This is a genomic window from Acetoanaerobium pronyense, from assembly GCF_017874355.1.
Taxonomy (GTDB): Bacteria; Bacillota; Clostridia; order Peptostreptococcales; family Filifactoraceae; genus Acetoanaerobium; species Acetoanaerobium pronyense.
This window is the reverse complement of the sequence record NZ_JAGGLI010000009.1, coordinates 66,413-89,353: the sequence shown is the minus strand read 5'-3', so window position 1 is coordinate 89,353 and position 22,941 is coordinate 66,413. Positions and strand designations below refer to the sequence as shown.

26 protein-coding genes and 1 other annotated feature are annotated in these 22,941 nt (G+C 31.4%); of the genes, 16 read left to right on the top strand and 10 right to left on the bottom strand.

Features of this window, described 5'->3' with window-relative positions; all coding sequences use genetic code 11:
- Positions 1-102: 102 nt before the first annotated feature.
- Positions 103-732 (top strand): stalk domain-containing protein, encoded by a 630-nt coding sequence (locus J2Z35_RS05485; RefSeq protein ID WP_209660289.1) that lies wholly within the window; start codon positions 103-105, stop codon positions 730-732.
- A 390-nt stretch (positions 733-1,122) separates the two neighbouring features.
- Here the strand turns inward: J2Z35_RS05485 and J2Z35_RS05480 are convergent, their stop codons facing one another.
- Together J2Z35_RS05480 and J2Z35_RS05475 are read right to left on the bottom strand one after the other, a co-directional pair.
- Positions 1,123-2,763, bottom strand: coding sequence for an ABC transporter permease (locus J2Z35_RS05480; protein ID WP_209660287.1), 1,641 nt, complete (start codon positions 2,761-2,763; stop codon positions 1,123-1,125).
- A gap of 1 nt (position 2,764) precedes the next feature.
- Positions 2,765-3,541: an ABC transporter ATP-binding protein gene (locus J2Z35_RS05475; RefSeq protein ID WP_209660284.1), complete on the bottom strand. Its 777-nt coding sequence runs from the start codon at positions 3,539-3,541 to the stop codon at positions 2,765-2,767.
- Between the two features lie 229 nt (positions 3,542-3,770).
- Between J2Z35_RS05475 and J2Z35_RS05470 the strand changes: the two genes are divergently transcribed.
- The 13 genes from J2Z35_RS05470 (at position 3,771) to J2Z35_RS05410 (ending at position 12,688) form a co-directional block, all read left to right on the top strand.
- A complete protein-coding gene (locus tag J2Z35_RS05470) occupies positions 3,771-3,947 on the top strand; it encodes a hypothetical protein (RefSeq protein ID WP_209660282.1) in 177 nt (58 codons plus the stop codon).
- A 4-nt stretch (positions 3,948-3,951) separates the two neighbouring features.
- Positions 3,952-4,284: a hypothetical protein gene (locus J2Z35_RS05465; protein ID WP_209660280.1), complete on the top strand. Its 333-nt coding sequence runs from the start codon at positions 3,952-3,954 to the stop codon at positions 4,282-4,284.
- A gap of 208 nt (positions 4,285-4,492) precedes the next feature.
- On the top strand, positions 4,493-5,068 hold the full coding sequence (locus J2Z35_RS05460; protein ID WP_209660279.1) for a hypothetical protein: 576 nt from the start codon (positions 4,493-4,495) through the stop codon (positions 5,066-5,068).
- Between the two features lie 15 nt (positions 5,069-5,083).
- A complete protein-coding gene (locus J2Z35_RS05455; protein ID WP_209660277.1) occupies positions 5,084-5,398 on the top strand; it encodes a hypothetical protein in 315 nt (104 codons plus the stop codon).
- A gap of 99 nt (positions 5,399-5,497) precedes the next feature.
- Positions 5,498-6,004 (top strand): PDC sensor domain-containing protein, encoded by a 507-nt coding sequence (locus J2Z35_RS05450; protein WP_209660275.1) that lies wholly within the window; start codon positions 5,498-5,500, stop codon positions 6,002-6,004.
- A 4-nt stretch (positions 6,005-6,008) separates the two neighbouring features.
- Positions 6,009-6,311: a sodium ion-translocating decarboxylase subunit beta gene (locus tag J2Z35_RS05445; protein ID WP_209660273.1), complete on the top strand. Its 303-nt coding sequence runs from the start codon at positions 6,009-6,011 to the stop codon at positions 6,309-6,311.
- A gap of 48 nt (positions 6,312-6,359) precedes the next feature.
- Positions 6,360-7,163 carry a hypothetical protein gene (locus J2Z35_RS05440; protein ID WP_209660271.1) on the top strand — a complete coding sequence of 268 codons (804 nt, stop codon included), beginning with the start codon at positions 6,360-6,362 and terminating at the stop codon, positions 7,161-7,163.
- Positions 7,164-7,190: 27 nt separating this feature from the next.
- Positions 7,191-7,487, top strand: a complete 297-nt coding sequence (locus J2Z35_RS05435) for a transposase (RefSeq protein ID WP_209660269.1) — start codon at positions 7,191-7,193, stop codon at positions 7,485-7,487.
- A gap of 8 nt (positions 7,488-7,495) precedes the next feature.
- Positions 7,496-8,359, top strand: a complete 864-nt coding sequence (locus J2Z35_RS05430) for an IS3 family transposase (RefSeq protein WP_209660301.1) — start codon at positions 7,496-7,498, stop codon at positions 8,357-8,359.
- A 139-nt stretch (positions 8,360-8,498) separates the two neighbouring features.
- A complete protein-coding gene (locus J2Z35_RS05425) occupies positions 8,499-8,843 on the top strand; it encodes a hypothetical protein (protein ID WP_209660267.1) in 345 nt (114 codons plus the stop codon).
- A 41-nt stretch (positions 8,844-8,884) separates the two neighbouring features.
- Positions 8,885-10,153, top strand: coding sequence for a hypothetical protein (locus J2Z35_RS05420; protein ID WP_209660265.1), 1,269 nt, complete (start codon positions 8,885-8,887; stop codon positions 10,151-10,153).
- Between the two features lie 155 nt (positions 10,154-10,308).
- Positions 10,309-10,878, top strand: coding sequence for a dihydrofolate reductase family protein (locus J2Z35_RS05415; RefSeq protein ID WP_209660263.1), 570 nt, complete (start codon positions 10,309-10,311; stop codon positions 10,876-10,878).
- 115 nt (positions 10,879-10,993) lie between these two features.
- Positions 10,994-12,688, top strand: a complete 1,695-nt coding sequence (locus tag J2Z35_RS05410) for a M3 family oligoendopeptidase (RefSeq protein WP_209660261.1) — start codon at positions 10,994-10,996, stop codon at positions 12,686-12,688.
- Between the two features lie 88 nt (positions 12,689-12,776).
- Here J2Z35_RS05410 and J2Z35_RS05405 read toward each other — a convergent pair whose 3' ends face one another.
- Positions 12,777-13,397 (bottom strand): DUF3793 family protein, encoded by a 621-nt coding sequence (locus tag J2Z35_RS05405; protein ID WP_209660259.1) that lies wholly within the window; start codon positions 13,395-13,397, stop codon positions 12,777-12,779.
- 131 nt (positions 13,398-13,528) lie between these two features.
- On the opposite strand from J2Z35_RS05405, the gene J2Z35_RS05400 reads away from it, so the two are divergent.
- On the top strand, positions 13,529-15,085 hold the full coding sequence (locus tag J2Z35_RS05400; RefSeq protein ID WP_209660257.1) for an ABC-F family ATP-binding cassette domain-containing protein: 1,557 nt from the start codon (positions 13,529-13,531) through the stop codon (positions 15,083-15,085).
- Positions 15,086-15,166: 81 nt separating this feature from the next.
- On the opposite strand, the gene J2Z35_RS05395 is transcribed toward J2Z35_RS05400, so the two are convergent.
- From J2Z35_RS05395 to J2Z35_RS05380, 4 genes are all read right to left on the bottom strand, one after another.
- Positions 15,167-15,952 (bottom strand): ABC transporter ATP-binding protein, encoded by a 786-nt coding sequence (locus J2Z35_RS05395; protein ID WP_209660255.1) that lies wholly within the window; start codon positions 15,950-15,952, stop codon positions 15,167-15,169.
- The gene (locus tag J2Z35_RS05390) at positions 15,918-16,781 is read right to left on the bottom strand and encodes an ABC transporter permease (RefSeq protein ID WP_209660253.1); all 864 of its coding nucleotides are present in this window, start codon (positions 16,779-16,781) and stop codon (positions 15,918-15,920) included. Before J2Z35_RS05390 ends, J2Z35_RS05395 begins: the two co-directional genes overlap by 35 nt.
- A gap of 43 nt (positions 16,782-16,824) precedes the next feature.
- Positions 16,825-17,832: an ABC transporter substrate-binding protein gene (locus J2Z35_RS05385; RefSeq protein ID WP_209660251.1), complete on the bottom strand. Its 1,008-nt coding sequence runs from the start codon at positions 17,830-17,832 to the stop codon at positions 16,825-16,827.
- A gap of 135 nt (positions 17,833-17,967) precedes the next feature.
- Positions 17,968-18,202, bottom strand: a binding site (T-box leader).
- Positions 18,203-18,281: 79 nt separating this feature from the next.
- The gene (locus J2Z35_RS05380) at positions 18,282-18,824 is read right to left on the bottom strand and encodes a GNAT family N-acetyltransferase (RefSeq protein ID WP_330623396.1); all 543 of its coding nucleotides are present in this window, start codon (positions 18,822-18,824) and stop codon (positions 18,282-18,284) included.
- Between the two features lie 208 nt (positions 18,825-19,032).
- Here J2Z35_RS05380 and J2Z35_RS05375 point away from each other — a divergent pair, with 208 nt between their 5' ends.
- Positions 19,033-20,154 (top strand): HRDC domain-containing protein, encoded by a 1,122-nt coding sequence (locus J2Z35_RS05375; RefSeq protein WP_245330774.1) that lies wholly within the window; start codon positions 19,033-19,035, stop codon positions 20,152-20,154.
- A 74-nt stretch (positions 20,155-20,228) separates the two neighbouring features.
- Here J2Z35_RS05375 and J2Z35_RS05370 read toward each other — a convergent pair whose 3' ends face one another.
- The 3 genes from J2Z35_RS05370 to J2Z35_RS14885 all read right to left on the bottom strand — a co-directional run bounded on the left by J2Z35_RS05370 (position 20,229) and on the right by J2Z35_RS14885 (position 22,831).
- Positions 20,229-20,963 carry an SIMPL domain-containing protein gene (locus tag J2Z35_RS05370; RefSeq protein WP_209660247.1) on the bottom strand — a complete coding sequence of 245 codons (735 nt, stop codon included), beginning with the start codon at positions 20,961-20,963 and terminating at the stop codon, positions 20,229-20,231.
- Between the two features lie 178 nt (positions 20,964-21,141).
- Entirely contained in the window at positions 21,142-21,762 is a 621-nt protein-coding gene (locus J2Z35_RS05365) for a response regulator transcription factor (RefSeq protein WP_209660245.1), read from the bottom strand.
- On the bottom strand, positions 21,743-22,831 hold the full coding sequence (locus J2Z35_RS14885) for a sensor histidine kinase (protein ID WP_209660243.1): 1,089 nt from the start codon (positions 22,829-22,831) through the stop codon (positions 21,743-21,745). The genes J2Z35_RS05365 and J2Z35_RS14885 overlap by 20 nt, the downstream gene beginning before the upstream one ends.
- Positions 22,832-22,941: the final 110 nt, after the last annotated feature.

Genomic DNA, 22,941 nt, shown 5'->3' with positions numbered 1-22,941 from the left:
CATTTGAGTAGAAAACTAAAATTAAGAACTTTTATTGTGGAATTTTCTAATTTCTGAATTAAGAGCCTAAATTATTTTTTTATGAATAATTCGGGATGAGTAATGGATTATATAATAAAAAATAATCAAGGAGTGATTATTATAAAAAAATTTATTATATTGATAATAATATCTCTTATTTCTGCATTTTTACTAGGCTTCGCTTGTTGTTTTATTTTTGTTTTATTTCTTCAACCTTCTAATGATTCTTTTGCAGTTAATAAAAATAAAACTGCATTACCTGTCAGCTACTCTATAGAAATCAACGACGAAGCATTAAATATTCAAGCTTATAATATCGATGGAAGAACTTATATGTCTTTAAAAGATTTATCAGATAACACCAAGCTTCAACTTCACTGGAGTCCAGAAGAACAGAAAGTTATTATTAGAGATGGCTCAGCTATTGTTATTAAGAAAATAAATGGAAAAAATTATGTAGATATGAGCTATTGGTTTTCTAAATATAATCCTAATCAAGATATCAACGGCAAAGGTGCAATGGATGTTCTTCCTTACACCCTTGATCATAACTCTATAATGCATGGTTATGATTTAGTATCTGGTCTTCCTATGGAAAATTTAGGTAGTTTTGGTTGGTATATAGAACAGGAATACTTTTTTGAATATGTATATCCTCTTTTACCAAATGTCATCAAAGAAAATGAAGCTGTATATAATTCCTTAGAATAAGAGGAGAATCAATATAAGAAGGGGCTATCTTATGAAAAAATATATAAAAAATTTCATAAAAAAAGGAAATAAATATCAGATTTTTCTATATCATGCTATTACAAATTTCATTTTCATATTCGGTATTTTCTATTTTAATCAGCATATGAGAAGGCACTACCTATTTAAAATTTTTGGACAGCTACCAAAACCAAATTATTATATAATGGGTTTTCTTTTTATAGCTGTTTTTTTTACAATAGTAGCCTATGGGATTTTTATATATGAGTATTATGCTAAAAATGAAAAAGAGTAATTCATCACAAAATGAAATATATATTGTTTAAATAAAATAAGGAAAGTGCTAGGCAGCATATCTAGTACTTTCCTTATTTTTATACAAAATATTGTTTAAAGTCCCTTCCACTCTACCTTAAAACCTTTTTTCCAAGTAACTAAAAGAGCAGCTAATGAAACTAGGATTGCTACGAAAATGCCATATGTGAAATTTCCTGATATAAAGTGAATTAGTGCAAGTCCACCATATATAGGAGCGCTTGTAAATAGCATGGCCATATTATTATTTTTAAGATATTCAAAGTCTTCACTAAAGGGTAGCCTTTTTTCCGAAAACTTAAATGCAAGAACAATGGCAAGTATTGAATTAATAAGAAGCAATATCATGTCAAAAGGTATTGTCATGTTATATATAATCAAAAATAGTATGCATATAAAAGCCTGAACTGGAATCACGTATTTTATAATAAAAGCTTTTACAGCTCCTTTAAATATAATCTGCGGGTTATCAAGAGGCATTGCCTTGTATATCCAAGCAGCCTTGTAGTTCTCACTAGTACTTATAAGGGGGAGAAGACTAACTATAAACATAATTGAAAAATAGCAATACATATAATATCTTCCAGATAGTAAAGTTTCTCTAAATTCATCAAAGGAAAGCCCACTTGCTAAATTAAGAAGAAATATAAATGGAAATATCACTGCAAATGAAAGCCCTGGATAAAGCTTTAATTTTAACTTCCTATCCTTAGCCATTATATTTTTAGAAAGAGATATAAATGCTCTTTCTCTTGGGTCTCGTGATAGGATTCTTTCTAACAGCCCTACTCTTTTCTTTTTATATCTTTCATTTGATGAGGACTCAAAAATCTTTTGAAGATTTGCCTCAAAATAGGGAACTATTCCCTTTGAATAAACTGTAAAAAGAATGACAGGAATAATAAGTCCAAGTGATGCAGACACTATATAGTAATTATCCTCAAAACCTTCTGTAGCCAATATCAAAAATGATGAAAACCATGCAGAAGGAATAAGGTGAGTCCACGTACCCTGAGAAAATGTTGCGGTAAGCTCAGAGATTTCAAATATTCTTACCATCACCTGATAAAAAATCATTATGAATATAGATATAAAAATCTGAAAATAATTTAATATATCCTTTAGCTTTTCTCCACTAAAAAACTTAAGGAGGAGAAAATACATAAGTGAAGAAAGAAATACAGTCATAGCTATAAGAAGTATAGATGCAAGGACAAAAGCAACTCCAAACAAAGCTCCATGCTTATAAGAACCCATCAGAAGAGCTGGTCCCATTATTGCCATTCCTATTTGAAATATATAAATAGCTATATGACTCATCTTTGCTGCATTAATGCTCTTAGGGTTAAGTGGCCTACTTCCAAGTATTGATTTTTCTTTGACATCAAGAAGCACAGAGGAATAGTCCGATATAAGGACTGACATTATCATAAAAAACGAAAGTCCAAATATAATATTTCCTTTGATAAATAAAGGGATAGGAGAAAGCATTGTTATTCCAACAAAAAATCCAATAAATGCATACACAATTAATGATTTTTTGAAAAGATTTGTTTTTCCGTTTTTACTTTCTACATTTGATATATTTGATGTTCTTCTTTCGTCCATAATTAACTTAACTTTTAATATTTTCCTTATCTCTTTATAATCAAGTCCGAAAAAGCCATAAAAAAAGCTGATTTTATCAATTAGTTTTAGTATAAATGGATCACTCATCTTACTCCCCTCCAATTATATCTACAAACTTCTTGGCAAGGTCAGTATGATCGTTAAATCCAGTAAGCTGATTGAATATATTTTCAAGAGAACTATCTAAATTTATATTTTTAAGTTCGTCAAAGCTCCCATCAGCTAGGATTTGTCCATCCTTTATAAGCACTATTCTAGAGCTTATTTTTTCAACTACGTCCATGATATGAGACGAATAAAAAATAGTTTTGCCTTTTTTTGAAAGCTGATGAAGTATTTCTTTAAGGACTGCTACGCTATTGGCATCAAGACCGCTTAGAGGCTCATCCAAAAAAAGTATGTCTGGATTGTGAATCATACTGCTGATTATCAGTACCTTTTGCTTCATACCTTTTGAAAAGGAAGAGATCCTAGAATCATAGCTTTCCTTAATTCCAAATATATCCATGAGCTGCATAGCCTTTGTATCTATTTCAGATTCATCCATGCCGTAGATTCCACCTAAAAAGTTTAAAAACTCTCTAGGAGTGAGGCTTTCGTAAAGCTCTGCAACCTCAGGCACATATCCGATTTTAGATTTGTACTTTACAGGGTTATTTTTTATATTTTCACCAAAAATCTCTATATCCCCTTCGTAATCTGTAAGTATACTAAGGAGTATTTTTACTGTAGTACTTTTTCCAGAACCGTTTGGTCCGATATATCCCACAATATCCCCTTTTTGGATATCAAGGTTTATACCTTTTAAGACCTCATTAGTTCCATAGCTTTTTCTAAGGTTCGTTATCTTTATTATGCTAGACATTCATATCATCTCCATTTATTCGAATCGACTCTTATATTATATCAAAAGAACTTTATATATATGGAAATATTTGATAAATTGGATATAGGGACGCCCATTTTAATTCGTAAATCCAGTGCCTCTTAGAACTTTTAGGTACCGGATAAAATTAGTAGAGTTCTTATAAATGGGTAGAGATAGAGAAGGGAGATTTTGTTGGTAAGATAAAAAATAAAAGGGGGAAATTTTCATGAATAATTTTGGAGTACAGTTTGATTGGGGTTTTATATTTCAAATATTAAATATCTTGGTGTTGATAGGTATAATCTACGCTATTTATACCTTTTCAGTTGCTATTCCTAGAAGGTTTAGGATGAATGAGAAGAGAATTGAAGATATAGAAAAAATGATAAAAGAGAAGGGGTGATAATTTGGAAAACAATAAAAAATCAATAATATTGCTATTTATCCTTTTGGCACTGCCAATACCGTTTTCTCTAATATCTTGGATTGGAACTCTAATGTCTGTTGCAAACATTGGAATGACAAATTGGTCTGAGTTTAATGAGTTTATACAAGGCGCAGTAGCCTTAATCACAATGTTCCTTGCTGGAACATATTTAATTACGTATATCTTTTCATTAAGAGAAACACTAAAGAATAAAAGAATTTCCTTAATAAGTCTCTCTCCCATATTTCATATTGCGCTGTTTGGTATATTCTTGGCCTTATGGATGGGGCTAAATGCAATTTATCAAGTCTAAAATACATAAAATTTCCTAAGACTCCACTTTCATAATTTTAAGATTCTTTTAATTAATCCTTTCGTTAATATTTTTTCTTTAAAGTCCATATTTTAAAGTAGTGCATTTATGTCGCTTAACTATTTGAGTGAATAAGAGTATTATGAAGATGAAAATAATAATGATTAAGAACTATGTTTCTTCTTTAACTAATTCAATGGGGGTTTTTATGGGAAATTTTAGTCCTAGCGATATTATAGTAATTTTATTAGTATCAATATCTTATATAATTATTTTTTATTTGATAATAAAGCAGCTCTACAGAAACTTTTCATTTGGAAAGACGCTAATACCTATTAAAAATAAACAGCTGTATAAGAAATATCCTAAAGCAGGTATTTTTATAAACGTTGTCCTTTCAATAATGTATCTAATAGTGATATATAGAGATATTAACTCAGATATAGCTTTGTCAATAATGCATGGATATTATGATACCTATCTACAGGCAATTCCAATAAAAATATCATTAAGTCTACTACCACTATTCATAGTCTTTTTAATACATGTTTGTGGCTTATCAAGAAAAAGGATTACAATTAAAGGAATAGTTGGGGACAAATTTGCTTTTACGTGGAAGGAAATTCAAAACATAGAAAAAAACAATGAAAATCTTAAAATTTACTATAAATACAAAATACTTTTTATTGATATTAAGCTTGTATACACAATTGAAGATAGAGATATTATTGATAAAGCTTATAAGATTATTAATAATCAGTTAAGATTTGAAGAAATCTCATAAAATAGGGGGATTATAATGTTTTGGAGATATAATTCTGTAGCAAGACTGAGAGAGCTTGAGGATAAAAATTTACGTAAAGTTGAAGATGACGAAATAAGAGAAAGAGCATCTATGGAGCCAAATCATACTACAAAACAAGGGATAATAATGATTTTAAAAGGAGTATTTTGTGCTCTTACTTTAACTGCATTTGAATATGCTTTGAAAAATCCTGAAATAACAGGATACTTGAGGCTTGTGCTTAGGGCTGGATTTTTCGGATCCCTTGCAGGAATATTATATATTCCATATGGGTTTTCTAACTTAATAAAAAGCTTTATGAGAGATTAATATATAAATGTATGATAAAGGAGTAGTTCATTGTGATATGTATAGATTCATAGAAACAAGTATTTTAGTAATCTTATAAATAATTAGCAGGGGGATTATATGAAAAATCAAATTAAATATTTTCTGATAGGTATTTTTAGTTCAATAGTTTTAAGCGGGTGTGGAGTGGCTTTTGATATAGGCTTTGAAAATACTGAGATTGAAACAACTACAATTATAGAAGAAAACTATGAAAATAATGTAGATGTAAAAGAAATCGAAACGCTTCTAAATTATTTTATAGAAAATCTACATATTATAGAAAAAGAAAATGCAGTTGAAGTGATATCTGCATTTGAAAATAATAGTGATTTAGTAATGCAGCACATGTATCTTGCAAAAGAGACAGGCGAATTTTATATATATCCTTTTGCAGAGCTACCAGGAGATTATGATGCCAGAACAAGGCCATGGTATACTCAAGCTATGAAAGATGGAATATATATTTCCGAAGTGTATGAAGATATTACGAGTGGGGAAAGAATTATAACTGTTGCAAAAAGAATAGATATTAGTGATAAGCAATATGGAGTAATAGGAATAGATGTGGTTGTTGAAAGGAATTGATTTTATGAAAAAGAGTAGATTTTTAAAAATTACAATGATATCAACTGCTTTGATGGGAGGAATTCTAACTTTTAGTGATTTTTTATTTAAGATATATCTAAAAAATCGTTTTAATATGGAGTTTTCTAAAAGAGAAGCATCTTCTGTAGCTATAATAGGTGGTGCGGGTGGACCTACAGCTATATTCTTAACGAGTAGTCACCATAACCTCTATAAATATATAATAGCAATTCTTCTGTTTTGTGTAAGCGGATGTTGTTTTTGGGCTATAAGAAAAAAGAGAAATTTTGAAAATGAAAAAAATTAATAACATCAAGTTTTTAGAACTATTTAAAAAATAGATTGAGGTGGGGCGATGAATAGACGATTATTTTTTTCGATTATAGCTTTATTTTCGGGTATGTTGAACGACTTACCTACAGTGCATTTGATTCCAGATTGTTCTATATCTAAAGTAGAAAATTTTCCTGAATTTATGGTTGCTATCTATCAAATACAAGCTACAATTACAACATTAAGTATTGCATTAATTTCTTTAATGTCGGGAGTGAGTAATGAAACGATATATGGAGTTTCAATTTCTCATTACATAATGCAAATGAAGCCAAAAGTTCTAAAACATAAAAATATAATAATTTTCCTACTAAGTCTTATTCTAATAAATTATTTTTTTATTTCTTTTAAATTTTACAATTTGGTTATTTCAGTATTTATTTTAACAATAGTTTTAATTATTTTTATGAGTGTAGAAATTTTTGAAGTTTTCAAGGGAAGAGAACCACTAAAAAAGGAAATTGGTAATCATATTAAAGGAAAGTATACAGAAATAAAACTTTTAGACACTTTATTTAATGATACATTAACTGCTATTGATAGAGATGAAACCTTAAGATTCAAAGAAAATATGGATTTATTAATAATAATTTTTGAGAAATCTATAAAGAATTTTATTAATGATAAAGCACTTGTAGCAAAATGGGAAAATAATCTCATAGAAATATTTTCTAAGGGATTGGGCAAAACAAGAGGAAAGATATTAAAAATGTCTTATGAGTATTTTGATCAAATATATAGTATCTTATTTAAAGAAAGAGATATTGCTGCTGTTAGAATAAATAACGGAGAAGCTAAACATGATATATCCTTGAATTTGATATAATGATTTTATCAGATAAGGAGAGATAATATGGGAACAAAAAATACAAAGCATAGCGCAGAATTCAAACAAGATGCAGTCAGCTATTACCATTCATCCGGTAAATCTATGAAAGCCGCTGCCGCGGATCTAAGAATAAGTGCTTCGAGTCTTAACAACTGGATCCAAAATGCAAAAAACAATGATAATATTGTGAATCACAGAGGCTCTGGTAACTATTCGTCGGATTCCGAAAAGGAAATTGCAAAGCTTAAAAAGGAACTAAGAGATAAAGAAGATGCACTTGAAATCCTAAAAAAGGCCATAGGCATACTAAACAAAGATTAACTGAAGCAATATATATTGAAGTTGCTAAATTATCTAAAGAACGCCGTATTTCAGTTAATAGTGTGCTTAAAATACTAGGCGTATCATCCTCTGGATACTATGACTATATGAAAAGACAAAATTCAAGCCAAAAGATCAGAAAACAGGGGATAAAACAAGAAATCATAAAGATTTACAACGAATCAAAACAAATCTATGGAGCTCCTAAGATCACATCCATACTTCGAAGCAAAGGGCATATAATCTCAGAAAAAACGGTTGGAAACTATATGCGTGAATTAGGAATAAAAGCCATCTGGGTAAGCCCATATAAAAGAACTACTATCGATCCGGATTTTGATATCAAGCTTAAAAATATCCTTGACAGAAAGTTCTCGCCTAAATCTCCAAATACAGTTTGGGTAACGGATATAACTTATGTGTGGACACTGGATGGATTCGTTTATCTGACAACAATAATGGATCTGTTTTCTCGCAAAGTTGTAGGATGGAATCTTTCGGATTCACTTTCAAGCGACAGCGTATTGGCAGCTGTAAATAAAGCAAAATCTTCAAGATATTCAGATGCTCCGATACTAATTCATAGCGATCGAGGCGTCCAGTATGTGTCCAAAGCATATATGGATGCTACACCGTCAGGTAAATTCATCAGAAGCTATTCCAAGAAAGCTACGCCTTGGGACAATGCTGTAATCGAATCATTTCATGCTCTGATAAAAAGAGAGTATCTGAACAGGTTCGTCATAAAGAACCTCAACCATGCTCATAGGCTGATTTTTGAATATATAGAAGCCTTTTACAACACTACAAGAATTCATAGTCACTGCCATATGGCTTCGCCATATGATTATGAAAAAAAGCATGCAAGTTAATAGATTCTAGAATATATTACATTTGTGTTGTCCGTTTTATTGACATAAGACCATTGCAAAGGAATTTTCTATTTGGGATGGGACTTCAAGTGAGTTTTTAAATGGTATCAGATTTTTTGATATTGAAGAATTAAGAGATTTGTCAATTCTCAATTCAATTAGATGGAAAGTTTACAAATGTCAAAATTTCAAAAATAGAAATGGAGAAATCTATCGAAATAATCATTCAATAACATTAATTTTTCATACAATATACCTAAACATATTAAATAATGATAATAAAATTTCTGAATTTAGAAAAGCAGATATAATAAATCAAAAAAAGTATTATTATGACCAGATTACTAGAGATATATACGATGAAAAAGACAGTGAAAATATTCCTGTAATAATGAATGAACTTAAAAAGTACACTAAAATATTAATAGATAATCAAGATAAAGAAGTTTTCAAAAGAACATTTATAGATAAATTAGAGATATAGATAAATTAGAGAGAACGGTTGAATACAATTTAACAGATGAGATGAATGCATATTATTTTTCCATAATAATATATTTATATTATTTGGCGTATAAAGAAAAATTAGCTGAAGAGAATTTAAAGATTTTTTCACAAAATATATTAAAAGAATATCAAAAATCAATTTCAGAGTATTTGTTATGTACATATCTTGAAGACTTAACTATAAATAGCACTTTTGATTTGATAAGACAAAATTTAAACGGATGGGAATTAATGCCAGAATATGACAGGAAATCAATGATACTAGATGATATTATTGATGTTTTTTTGATTTACTATGCAATTTATACAGAGAAAAATATTGATTCTTTAAGAGAATCAATAAAAGTGATTTTGGGAACAAATATTTTTAGTTTCTTGAATAACGTTCCAGGCCCACAAAAAGTATCAACTATAGAATCTTACAAAAAATTTATTAAAACTATATTTTACGAGGATTTAGCGGAAGGAGATATAGAAGATGACCTAAATAGATTTGTAGAGATATTAGTTGACATTTATAAATCGAAAGAAATTGAAGATGCTAAGTTAGAAGCTTTAGATAAGAAAGAAATAGTTCGATATGAAAATCTACTTAATAAAAAAGTAGTTGAAAAAATTATAAAACCATTTAAAATTTTCAATTTAAAAGACGAAGAAAACATAGAAAAATTTTCATTTCATAGGTCAGTATTCGCTGATGCAAAGATCCTTGAAAAGATTCTAGATGAAGTAATAGAAAGGTTATACTATGAATTTACAGAATTTCTTTTAAAGTTTCTTATTGAAAAGCATCAAATAGATTATAAAGAAGTTTTGTTTAATGACGAAAATGCACTGATTTATCTATTTGACTTAATTGAATCTCATGATATAAAAGTAAATACTTTAATCGGTTATAAAAGTAAATTTTCTAGCTATGAAAAAGAATTAGAATTTAAGAAATTAGAAGATAAATCCAATAAAATTAAAACTCCTCAGTCATCTAATATAGTGGTGGCGATAGACAGTAATGAAATATTAATTAATTTCACTAAATGTGAGATTGAAATTAAGGATATTAATTTAGAAGAAAAATTTGAAAAACTAGAAAAAGATGATAAAGGAAGATTATTATATAACATTACAAATGACATTATAATACCCTTTGAAAGGGAAGAGTTACAAAGTCTTATTAGTGATACTCAGAAAGAAATAAGCCTTAAGATTGAATACCAATACCAAGTAAATGAAAAGATTTCAGGTGCTGCTATTACTTTTAGGCCAAAGAAATATTTTGAAACTAAATAATCATAAATATCTCCTAAGAATAATTATTTTTAATGCTTAATTTTAATGATTGTAGCGTGATAAAATAAAAAGCTAGAAAAATATTGAATATGTATAAATTTAAATTACAAAGTATAATTTTCTATAAAAACAGTTTTGTTATAGGAGGGTTTTTAGTGGAAAACCAGAGGAAGGTAGTATTATATATAGCTCAAAGTCTTGATGGATATATAGCAAGAGAGAACGATGAAATCAGCTGGCTGTCTATTGTAGAGCGTGACAACGAAGACTATGGATATAATGAGTTCGTAGAGACTGTAGAGACTGTAGAGACTGTAGATACTGTGTTTATGGGAAGAAAAACATATGAGAAGGTATTAACTTTTGATGTGGAATTTCCCCATAAAGGACGAAATTGCTATGTACTTTCTAAAACACTAAAAGGCTCAGATGAAAATGTTCATTTTTTCAGTGGAGATGTTGATGAATTGATAAAGAAAATTAAGACAGAGGAAGGCAAAGACATTTTTATTGACGGTGGATCTGAAGTGGTAAGAGCATTTAGAGATAAAGATTTGATTGATGAATATGTAATATCCATTATCCCAATTCTACTGGGAAAAGGAATAAGGCTTTTTAGAGATACAGACACAGAAAACAATCTTAAACTAATTGAAAGTAAAGCTTTTGAATCTGGATTAGTACAGTTAAGATACGAACGGGTGAAACTTGAAGATAAGAAATAGAGTTTCTATTTTAGTTTTTAGTGAATTAACAAAACTGGATTGTAAAAATATTATATAAAAAGAACTTTAAATATATAGAATTTTTTGATAAATTAGAATAAAGGGGGTTTTGAATTTGAAATTTAGTGAATATAGCTATAAAAGACCAGATATGAATGTATTTGAGCAGGAAATGAAAAGTCTGATTGAAAGATTTGAAAATGCTTTAAATGTAGATGAGCAAGACAGGGTAATGGAAGAGATAAATGCCCTTAGAAGAGATTTTGAAACTATGGATAATATCGTAAGTGTAAGGCACACAATAAATACAGAGGATTCCTTTTATGAAGAGGAAAACGACTATATGGATGAGGTTAGACCTGTTTATGAAGGCCTAGTGAATCAGTATTACAAAGCTCTTTCAAATACCAAATTCAAAGAGGAAATGGTAGACAAATGGGGACAATATATATTCGACATAGCAGAAGTAAAGCTAAAGACTTTTTCTGATGAAGTACTAGAAGATCTTAAGCTTGAAAATAAACTTGCAAGTCAATACACTAAGCTTAGGGCATCTGCAAAGATAATGTTTGAGGGTCAGGAGCTAAACCTTCCTCAAATGGAGCCTTTTATGGAAGACAAAGATAGAAATATCCGTAAAAAAGCCCATGAAGCATTTTGGAAGTTTTTTGAAGAAAATGAAGAGAAGTTTGATTCTATATATGACCAGATGGTAAAGGTAAGGCACAATATTGCTAAAAAGCTAGGGTTTGAAAATTTTGTGGAGCTTGGATATGCTCGCCTTACAAGAACAGACTATGATGCAAAAATGGCTGCAAACTATAGGAAACAGGTATATGAAGACCTTGTGCCAGTTTATGAAAAGCTTAGAATAAGGCAAAAGGAAAGACTTGGCCTAGACAGCCTAAGGTATTATGATGAAGGTCTTGATTATCTAAGCGGAAATGCAACTCCTAAGGGTGATCCAAAATGGATAATGGCTCAAGGAGAGAAGATGTATAATGAGCTTTCCAAGGATACCAAAGAGTTTTTTGACTATATGATTGATAATGAGCTTATGGACCTTGAAGCGAAAAGTGGAAAGGCAGGAGGGGGATATTGCACCTTCATTCCAAACTACAAGTCACCTTTTATATTCTCTAATTTCAACGGGACATCAGGTGACGTAGACGTACTCACCCATGAGGCAGGGCATGCTTTTCAGGTATATAAAAGCAGAAACTACAAGCTTCCTGAGTATGTATGGCCTACACTTGAAGCCTGCGAAATTCATTCTATGAGTATGGAGTTTTTTGCTTGGCCTTGGATGGAAGATTTTTTCAAGGAAGATGTTGAAAAATACAAGTTTACTCATCTTAGTAGCTCAATGCTATTTATACCATATGGAGTGACTGTTGATGAGTTTCAGCACTGGGTATATGAAAATTCAGATGCAAGCCCAAAAGAGAGAAAAGATAAGTGGAGAGAGATAGAGAAAAAATATCTAAGCTCTAAGGATTATGAGGACAATGATGTGTTAAATAGAGGTGGATTCTGGTTCAAGCAGGGTCATATATTTAGCAATCCATTTTACTATATAGACTATACCCTTGCGCAGGTATGTGCATTTCAGTTCTGGGTAAAAAGTATAGAAGATAGGGAGAAGGCTTGGGCTGATTATCTAAGACTTTGTGAAGCTGGGGGAAGTGATTCATTCCTAAACCTTGTAAAGCTTGCAGGTCTTGATAATCCATTTGAAGATGGTTCAATCAAGAAAGTAGTTCCAAAGCTAGAGGAGTATTTGGACTCTGTGGATGACAAAAAAATGTAGGAAACTAGAAAAAATAAATAAAGTAAAAAAAGAGACCCGAAGGAGATTTTTCCTTCGGGTCTTTAAAAGAGGAGTTATTCAAAATATATCAAGCCGTAAGGACAACCTCACGGATATTCCCAAGTTTAAGCTTTTCTCTTATTATATTCTTTGCTTCCATAAAGCTATTGTACTTCATATCAGAAAGTGTAGGATCTCCATATACATGCCATCCGTTAACTTTAGTAAGCTTTAGGGATGGATGTCCTAAAAATCCAAGCACATCTTTTAGAGGATAACCTAGAAATACGCCAATCTCATGGGGCATTCCCTCTATCTCCATCTTTCTTGCCAGATGATTAAGATATATATCAAGTGAATATTCTTCAGGATAACCATATCCTTTTAGAAATTTCAGTATTCTAACATCAGAAAGGGTTTCATTTAAAGATACTGGGTTATAAAAAATAACCTTTGGGCAACCATTAGATGTCTTAAATTCTATGTAATTCATTTTTTTACAACAAGTAAAAAAATCTTTTATCTTTTCTTTTTTTTCATTATTCAAAGGGGTGTACTCTGGAAAACTCATTATTTCCGCAGGCTTCGCACCTAATATTACAGGAGCTAGTAGCTCTACACACCATTTTATATATGGATCTTCGCTTGAATTTAACTTAGGGCAGAAGTGTATTTTAATCACCGCTTTCTCAATGATAAATAATTTCAATTATTAATTATTATTATATAACAATTCGTATCCTTTAACAATATATTTTTTATATTGAAAAATTTCCCAGAAAACTGTATTCTATTAATCGGAGTGTATTTTTGATTTACATAATAAAAGGAGTTTTTTTAATGAGTATATTAACAGTAAAAAATCTAAGTCATGGATTTGGAGATAGAGCAATATTCGACAATGTATCCTTTAGACTTTTAAAAGGTGAGCATATAGGGCTTGTTGGGGCCAACGGAGAAGGAAAATCAAGCTTTATGAATATAATCACAGGAAAGCTTGAGCCTGACGAAGGAACTATTGATTGGTCAAAGCGTGTGAGGGTTGGATATCTTGATCAGCATACTGCACTTGAAAAGGGCATGACAATAAAAGATGTGCTAAAAGGAGCTTTCAAATACCTATTTGACCTTGAAAATGAGATAAATGAGCTTTACGGAAAAATGGGAGAGGCCTCAGAGGACGAAATTAATTCAATGCTGGAAGAGTTAGGAACTATCCAGGACATACTTGACCACAATGACTTTTACATAATAGATGCGAAAGTTGATGAAGTAGCTAGAGGTCTTGGTATAGCAGATATAGGGCTGGACAAAGAGGTAAATGATCTAAGTGGTGGGCAAAGGACGAAGATACTTCTTGCAAAGCTACTACTTGAAAAGCCTGATATACTGCTTCTTGATGAGCCTACAAACTACCTTGATGAGCAGCATATAGAGTGGCTAAAGAGATATCTTCAGGAATATGAAAACGCATTTATACTTATATCCCATGATATCCCGTTTTTAAATAGCGTAATCAATATAATTTATCATATGGAAAACCAAAAGCTTGATAGATATACAGGAAGCTATGATGAGTTTAGAAATGTTTATGAGGCGAAAAAATCTCAGCTTGAGTCTGCTTACAAAAAACAACAGCAAGAGATTGATGACCTTAAGGACTTCGTTGCTAGAAACAAGGCAAGGGTAGCTACTAGAAATATGGCTATGTCTAGACAAAAGAAGCTAGATAAGATGGAAGTAATTGAGCTTGCAAGGGAAAAGCCAAAGCCTGAGTTTAGATTCAAAGCTTCAAGGGCTTCAGGAAAACTGATTTTTGAAACAAAAGACCTTGTAATTGGATATGACGAGCCTCTTTCAATACCACTTAACCTAAGGATGGAAAGGGGGCAAAAGATAGCTCTTATGGGAGCGAATGGTCTTGGAAAAACCACTCTTCTAAAAAGTATTTTAGGAGAGATAAAACCAATATCAGGAACAGTTGAAAAAGGGGACTATCTTCATATAGGATACTTTGAGCAGGAAATAAAGGAAGCAAACTACAATACCTGTATAGAGGAAGTATGGAAAGAATTTCCTTCGATGGACCAAAGAGAGGTAAGAGCAGCTCTTGCAAAATGTGGACTGACACACCAGCATATAGAGAGCAAGGTACTAGTACTTAGTGGAGGAGAGCAGGCAAAGGTGAGACTTTGCAAGCTAATAAATAGTGAGACTAACCTACTAGTACTGGATGAGCCGACAAACCATCTTGACGTTGATGCTAAGGAAGAGCTAAAGCAAGCTCTAAGGGATTATAAGGGAAGCATACTTCTAATCTGCCATGAGCCTGAATTTTACAATGACGTTGTCTCAGATGTTTGGAACTGCGAAAACTGGACTACTAAGATAGTCTAAGATAATATAACCCACCTGCTAGATGTTTCTAATAGGTGGGTTTGTTTTGCAAAAAAATCTACTTATAATATAAGTCTTTGATTAAGCGGTAAAGCTGAGTTCATCTAGGGCTTCGTTTGTATAAATTTTTATTAGCTCTTTTTCTGAGATTGACTCACTAGGTATATCCAAAGAAATCTCACCTTGTCTAAGCATTATTATTCTGTCTGAAAATTTTATTGCATCCCTTAGATTATGGGATATCATCAATGTGGTGATGCTATTTTTTTTGACAAGCTCCATAGTTTTTTCCATAACAACTTTTGATGTCTTAGGGTCAAGTGCTGCGGTATGCTCATCCAAAAGAAGGAGCTCTGGTTTTTTCATGGTTGCCATGATAAGTGAAAGAGACTGCCTTTGACCTCCTGAAAGGAATTTGACAGGAGTATTGAGTTTGTTTTCAAGCCCCAAGTCCAAACTGTTTAAGATATCTTTATAGGTTTGGATTTTTTCTTTATTTACAAGCTTTTTTAGGCCAAAAGTCGAAGATTTTTTATCTGCAAGGGCCATATTTTCAAGGATAGTAAGGGATGGAGATACTCCCATAGATGGATTTTGATGTACCCTTGCAATATAGTTTGATCTTTCATGCTCCTTTAATCTATCAAAGGGTATATCTCCTTTTGAAGTTTCGATTGATATATTTCCATTTTCACAATCTAAGACACCACATATTATATTGAATAGTGTACTTTTTCCGCAGCCGTTATAGCCAAGGATAGCAGTAGTTTCACCTTTTTTTATAGTCAAGCTAAAATCTTTGAATATATTTATTTCATTCTCAGTTCCTATATTAAAGCTTTTCTTTAGCTTTGATATTCTTAACATAAAATCCTCCCCTATTATTGTAGGCCAAAAATCCAATTACTATAAATGCACTTACTGCTTTTAAGTCTGTAGGGTTGAGTCCTATTTCTATTGCAAGTCCACCAATGAGTCTGTATGATAATGCCCCTATTATCGCTCTTGTACTCCCTTTTAAAAGAGTAGATTTTTGCATTACAGTATCTCCAATTATGATTGATGCAAGTGCTACAACTATTATGGAGTTTCCCATGGTGATATCTCCAAACCCCTGAGCTTGGGCCATCATAGCCCCACTAAGGGACACTAGAGCATTTGATAGCATAAGACCTATCAGCTTGTATTTGTTTGAGCTTTGACCTAGTGACTTAACTAGGGCTTCGTTGTCTCCAGTTGCGATTAAGAGATATCCTGCTTCTGATTTTAGATATCTATCTATAAGTAGCTTAATAATAACTACTGACAAAACAAGCACTATAAGCTTTCCAAAGTAATCATATATTGTAGGATAAGAGGAAAGACCTATGTTTGATCTTCCGTTTATCCTTAGATTCACAGAGTATAGGAGAGTCATAGTCAGTATCCCTGAAAGTATCGCCTTTATTTTAAATTTTATATGAAGAATATAGGTGATTCCCCCAGCCAAAGCCCCAGCAGCTATAGCTAAAAGACTTCCAAATACGGGATTCATATTCATCAATACGAATTTTGAAAATACGAATGCCCCAAGGGGGAAAGTCCCCTCCACTGAAAGGTCTGGAAAATCCAATATTTTATATGTTATATATACTCCTATTGCAAGGATTGAAAATATCAGTCCTTGCTCGATAGTTACCTGTAATAATCCACTCATGATGTCTCCTTTACGCCTTTTACTTTTAGTATTATAAAAATAATTATTTTATTATCTCAGCACCCTCAAAAGCTTTATGATTTTCATCAAGGCCAAGGGCTTTTAAAGTACTAAGGTTTACTTTTTTTATGAATGTATTTGAAGATTCAACAGGTATCTCAGCTATTTGAGTCTTGTCTTTTAGTACCTTGTAAGCCATATCTGCAGACTGTCTTCCAAGCTCTTTATAACTAATCCCCACTGACATTAGAGAACCATCTTCCACAAAGCTTGATACAGCTGATATAGTAATCAGTCCTTTTTCCATTGCAACTTTTGATACAAGCTCCATTGATGAAGCTATCATATTGTCATTTATAAGAATCAAAGCTTGAGATTTTCGGCTTACAGATTCAAGGGCTTGATGGATATCGTTAATACTTGCAATTCCAACAGCTTCGATTTCGATGTTCATATCAGAAGCTACCTGTCTTACGTTTTGAACTTGTACCTGTGAGTTTGATTCACTTGTACTGTAGATTATTCCTATGCTTTTTATATCTGGGTTTAGGCTTTTTAGTGCCTCTATTATTTCCTTTAGGTTATCATGAGATACTTCATCGGTTACACCAGTAATATTTGCCTCTGGATTTTCCTTATTTATTACAAGTCCAGAGAAAACAGGGTCGGAAACTGCTGTAAAAATCACAGGAATATCTGAATTTTTAGTGGCATTTTGAACTGCCTGAGATGTAGGAGTAGCAATAGAAAGTATCAAATCAGACTTATCGCTAACAAGTTTTTCGGCTATCATCTGGGCATTTGCTATATCACCTTGAGCATCTTGGAGGCTTATTTCTGCATCTATTCCAAGTTCATTCAATCTTTCTATGAATCCATCTCTTGATTCATTAAGTGCAGGATGGTCTACTATTTGGGTGATACCTATTTTATATTTTTCATTTGCATAAGTATCACTCTCTTGGGATTCTGCTGAGGTATTTAGGCTACAACCTGTAAGGGTAGGGACTGTTAATGCAATCAATGTTAGGGCTAAGTATATTTTTTTCATAGGATTACTTCCTCTCTTTTTTAAATTTTTAAGTTTACAGTGAATAGTTCTAATTTTTCAAAAGTTTGGTGGATGGGTACTTTGTTCTCTGGCCAGAGCAATAAAAAAGTCCCTATAACAACAAAATAGTGTTGTTATAGGGACGAAAATTTTCGCGGTACCACCCTAATTATAGCAATAGCTACATCTCAATCAAGATCTGACAATCTCTAACCCTGTAACGTGGGTATACGTGCTAGTCTACTTGAACCTAAGTTCGTTTAACCTGCCTGCTAAGTAGTGAACAATATATATCTCTCTGTATCGATTCCCACCAACCATCGACTCTCTGAAACGTCTGAAATATTTTTTTCTACCTCATCGCATTTGAATTATATTTATTTTGTTAGTAATATTACTCTGTTTTTTTATACATGTCAAGCACTTTTATTTTTTGATGATTAGATTTTTTATTTCAATAAGGTATATTCTAGCTGGCAATCAAATGGTTCTTTAGACACCAAATCTAAATTATATTCTAAAGCTTCGACACATCCGAGACTCTTATAAAAGCCTTGGGTTTCTTCTGATGAATGGGCAGAGATATATAACTTTTGTGCTCCTAGTTTTTTTGCCTTCATGGATATAAGATAAAACAATTTTTTTCCTATCTTATGGCCTCGAGCTTCGGCAGATATATGAATACTTGAAAGCTGAAGGTATTGGTTTTCTGAGCCAAAGAACTTATTTTCCAATGAAGCGAATCCTACTAGTGAATCATTATCAAAGGCACCAAATACCGCACCGCCTTCATTAACTGTGTTTCGTAGGCATTTTACTAAAAATTTGTATTCATCAGTATTCCACTGCTCAACGAAAGGGATTTCTTTTAATATCCATTCTCCATTTTCCTTACGCCAGCATTTTTTTACATCTTGATATCGATTAAACTTTGAAAATAAATTAATGTCTATATCAGAAATTTCTAGTTTTTTATAGTCTATTTTTTTCAAAACCATCACCTCTTCGCTGAAATCAGTATAGTAGTTGAATTTTTTTCGGTCTTAGCATAATTAAATTATATCTTATATTGGATACGTTGCAAGAATCGAAAAGTTAGTTTTTTTATTCAAAACTATAAGTTATGAAAGAAATTAAAGTATGATTTTGTTATAAAAAAAATTGAATTTTATGATATAAATAGATTAGGGGGGATGATTTATGATAAATTTGTTTAATAAAATGGACAAGGTAGAATTTTTAAGAGAAAGTAATGAGACAAGTGAATATATAGAAAAGCTCAAAGAGCTACAAAATAGAGCAACAGGAGATGTGAAATCTAAAATAGAAAAGGAAATAAAAATCTGTACATGGGGAATGATTGGAGAGAAAAATATAGCATTCGAGCTCAAAAATAGTGGTATACCAATGTATGTAATACATGATTTGAGTATTGAAATAGAAGGATTGTCAGCACAAATAGATTATATAGTAATAACAAGAAAAATCAATTTTATAATTGAATGCAAGAATTTGATTGGAGACATAGAAATAGATAATAATGGAAATTTTGTTAGAAAATACACCTTTAATGGAAGAACATTAAAAGAGGGCATATACTCTCCAATTACACAAAACCAGAGACATTTAGAAGTTTTGAAAAAAATAAAAAAAGAGTCAGGAAAATCTAACATATTAGCTCGAATATTTATAGATAAATATTTTGATACTTTTCATAAATCAATCGTTGTATTATCTAATCCCAAAACTATTTTAAATGCTAAATATGCAAAGAAAGAAATAAAAGATAAAGTAATTAGAGCAGATCAATTGACTGCGTACATAAAGAAAAAAATAAATGAATCAAAGGAACTTCCTTCGAATGACAAAGAGTTTTTAGAAATAGGGGAAAAATTGCTTAATCTTCATAGAGCAGATAAGTCATTATATGCAAAAAAATACAAAGAATTCGAAAAAATGGTAGAAGAGAGTGGTATTAAAGAAAATCAAATTAATGAGACTATAAATTCTACTAAAGATATATATAGTAGTGCTTTTCAGAGTCCTTTGAATAAAGAAAATATATCTGTGGATAGTAATAACATTTTTAAAAATGATAAAACTGAAGAACTAATTAAAAAACTGAAAGAGTTTAGGCTGAAAAATAGTAGAACAGAAAATATAAAGCCATATTTTATTTTTAATGATAAACAAATGTTAGAGTTGATTGAAAAATTTCCTAAAAACAAAGAAGAGCTAGTTAGAATTTCAGGATTTGGAGATAAAAAAGCCGAAAAATATGGGGATAAAATTATAGAAATCTTAGCTTCCATAGAAAAATAAAATATAATCTTAGAATTTATACAATTAAAAAATAGGTATACTTAATTTAAGATTAAGTATACCTATTTTTAAAGTTATTCTATTTCGAAGGTACAACTAATGACAGCTGTTATCTCCTTGTCTATAGATGAAGTATCATTTATACCATAATCAGAAATTTCATTTGAATAAAGTGGTGTGATTTGAAAAATTCCAACAGAGGCACTCTTAAGTTGGCCCGCAGTTTTTCCAGATGATTTTAGCATAGCATCTGCTCGTGCTTTTGCATCCAGGGTGGCCATCTCTATCATCTGAATCTTTTTGTCTGCAAGTTTAGTATAAAAATACTGCGGAGGATAGGATTCAAATGTTATTCCTTGGTTTATTAATTCGGTTGAAGTTCTGGATATTTCTGCTACTTGATCTACATCGTTAGAACGGATTTCAACGTTTTGGGACAGTCTATAGCTTTCAATAGAATTTGTGTACATACCACTAGGAGAAATAGCATTTATTGGCATGGTGCTAACGCTTGAAAAGATTATGTCATTTTCAGAAAACCCTTTTGAAACCAGAAATGCTTTTACCTCTTCAGCACTATTTTCTAGGTCTTGATATGCGGCCTGAAGCTCTATGTTATTAGCGCTAAAAGAACCTGACCATACAGCATAATCTGATTTTATCTCTTCCTTGGCTGAACCCTTAAGAGAAATTTCATTTCCAGAGGACCTTATGCTCCTAATTCCTTGTGAAACAACAAAAGCTGAAGCAAATAAAGAAACTCCCAAGATGATAGACACTACAATCGATATGAAACCCTTTTGTTCCATGACATCAAACTTCCTTTCAAGATTAGTTGATTGCAAAAAAAGGTTATTAAGAAATACTGAAAAATTTTTAAATGCAATCTAGCGGCCTTATATGTAATTGTTAATATATTTTGATAGACTCATACTAACACAAGAAATATGAATAAATATTTACAAAATATATAAAGTCAAGTTTCCATTATTTAATATCTCTATAATAAAAGATAGCAAGCTGAGTCCTATCCCTCAGGCTTAGTTTTTCAAGAATTGTACTTATATAGTTTCTAACTGTACCTTCACTTAAAAAGAGATTTTCTGCAATTTCTTTATTAGAAAGCCCCTCTGCCACCTTTTCAATAACTTCAATCTCCCTATCTAAAAGTCCAAAATCATAGAGCTGCTTTGCCTGCGCTGGATTTGTCATAGAAAGCTTATTTATGATTTCATTTCCATATACATTTTGTCCAAGATATACAGAATTAATTGAAGGGATGATGCACTCGTAGTTTTGCTTTAATATATATCCCTTTGCACCAAGTTTGATTGCTCTTACGATGTAATCATCATCTGAAAATGTAGTAAGATAAAGTATTTTTGCATCATTATATTTTTTTATTATTTTTTCTCCTGCCTCTATACCGTCCATTTCGCCCATTCGTATATCCATAAGAAGGATATCGGGATTATACTTTTCGTAAAGCTCTATAGCTTCATAGCCATTTTTCCCAGTTGCAATCACTTCGATATTAGAGTCTGATTCAAGTATAGTCTTTAGGGACATGGTTACAAGATTATCGTCATCAACTATAATTACTCTCATCCTTTTTCTCCTTTGTTTTCCCCTTAGGTATAGTTATAAATAGTTCAAACCCTCTATCTTTATTTATCCTAAAATGTCCATTAAGTTTTTCTATTCTATGCTCTATGTTTTTAAGGCCTATCCCTTCATAGCTTTCTATCTTTTTTACTGGATTATCATTGAAAACTATCAGCTGATAAAAGGCTGGATGTTCTATAAAGCTAAGGTCTACTCTAGTGGCTCTTGAATGTTTAATTACATTTGAAAGAGCTTCCTTTACTATTGCAATAACAGCGTATTTGATTTGAGAATCAGTCACAGAGTCTACAATATAGTTGAGATTAATCTGGCAAAAGTTAAACTTATCAACTATAGACCTAATCTGAAGTTCAAGATCCATAGAAGAATCATAGAGGTTGTGGACGCTGCTTCTTATATTGTCCATTGCAAGATTTAGGGTACTATTTAAAATTTCTAGCATTTTGTCATCTTTATGAACTACCCTCATTGCACCAACCTGAAGTATAGCGCTTGATAACTGATGTCCTACATTGTCATGAATCTCTCTGGCTATTCTATTTCTTTCGTCTAAGGTAGCCATATTAATTTCGTAATCCTGCTTTTCTATAAGCATCTGCCTTTGGAGCTTGGATGATATTGCCATTTCTCTCTTGTCGTCTGAAAGGGAGATGTTTTTTGCCTTTGCATCAATATAATCCATAGTTCTTTTTTTAAAGTAAAACCCAAGAATAGATATGAAGATTATGGAGATTTTTAGCTCAGGGTAATAGTTCCAAAGAATAAATACAGGTAAAGAAAGGAGAAGATTAATGCTTTTTATGTCATTGGAATATGAAGTGTAGGCAAGGGATGGCATGAAAAACAGCAAAGGGCTATAGAAATAGCTTAGGATAACGTAGATTAGTGAGACTAAAAGCTTGTATTTAAATTTATCTAGATAAAGAGCTAGCCCAATTGAAATGATTGATATAAGTATAGGGACAACGCTAAGAGATGGCTCAAAGACAAAATATAAAAAAAGAGATAACAAATAAAAAATAGCAGTATCTAATATATATACCTTGTTCACAAGCGTCCCTCCCATCCTAATATAAGTCTATCACTGATATTTAAAGTGAACAATATTACATTTGTCATATCAAAACGTGATTGATGACACTTATACGATTTTTATTAAAC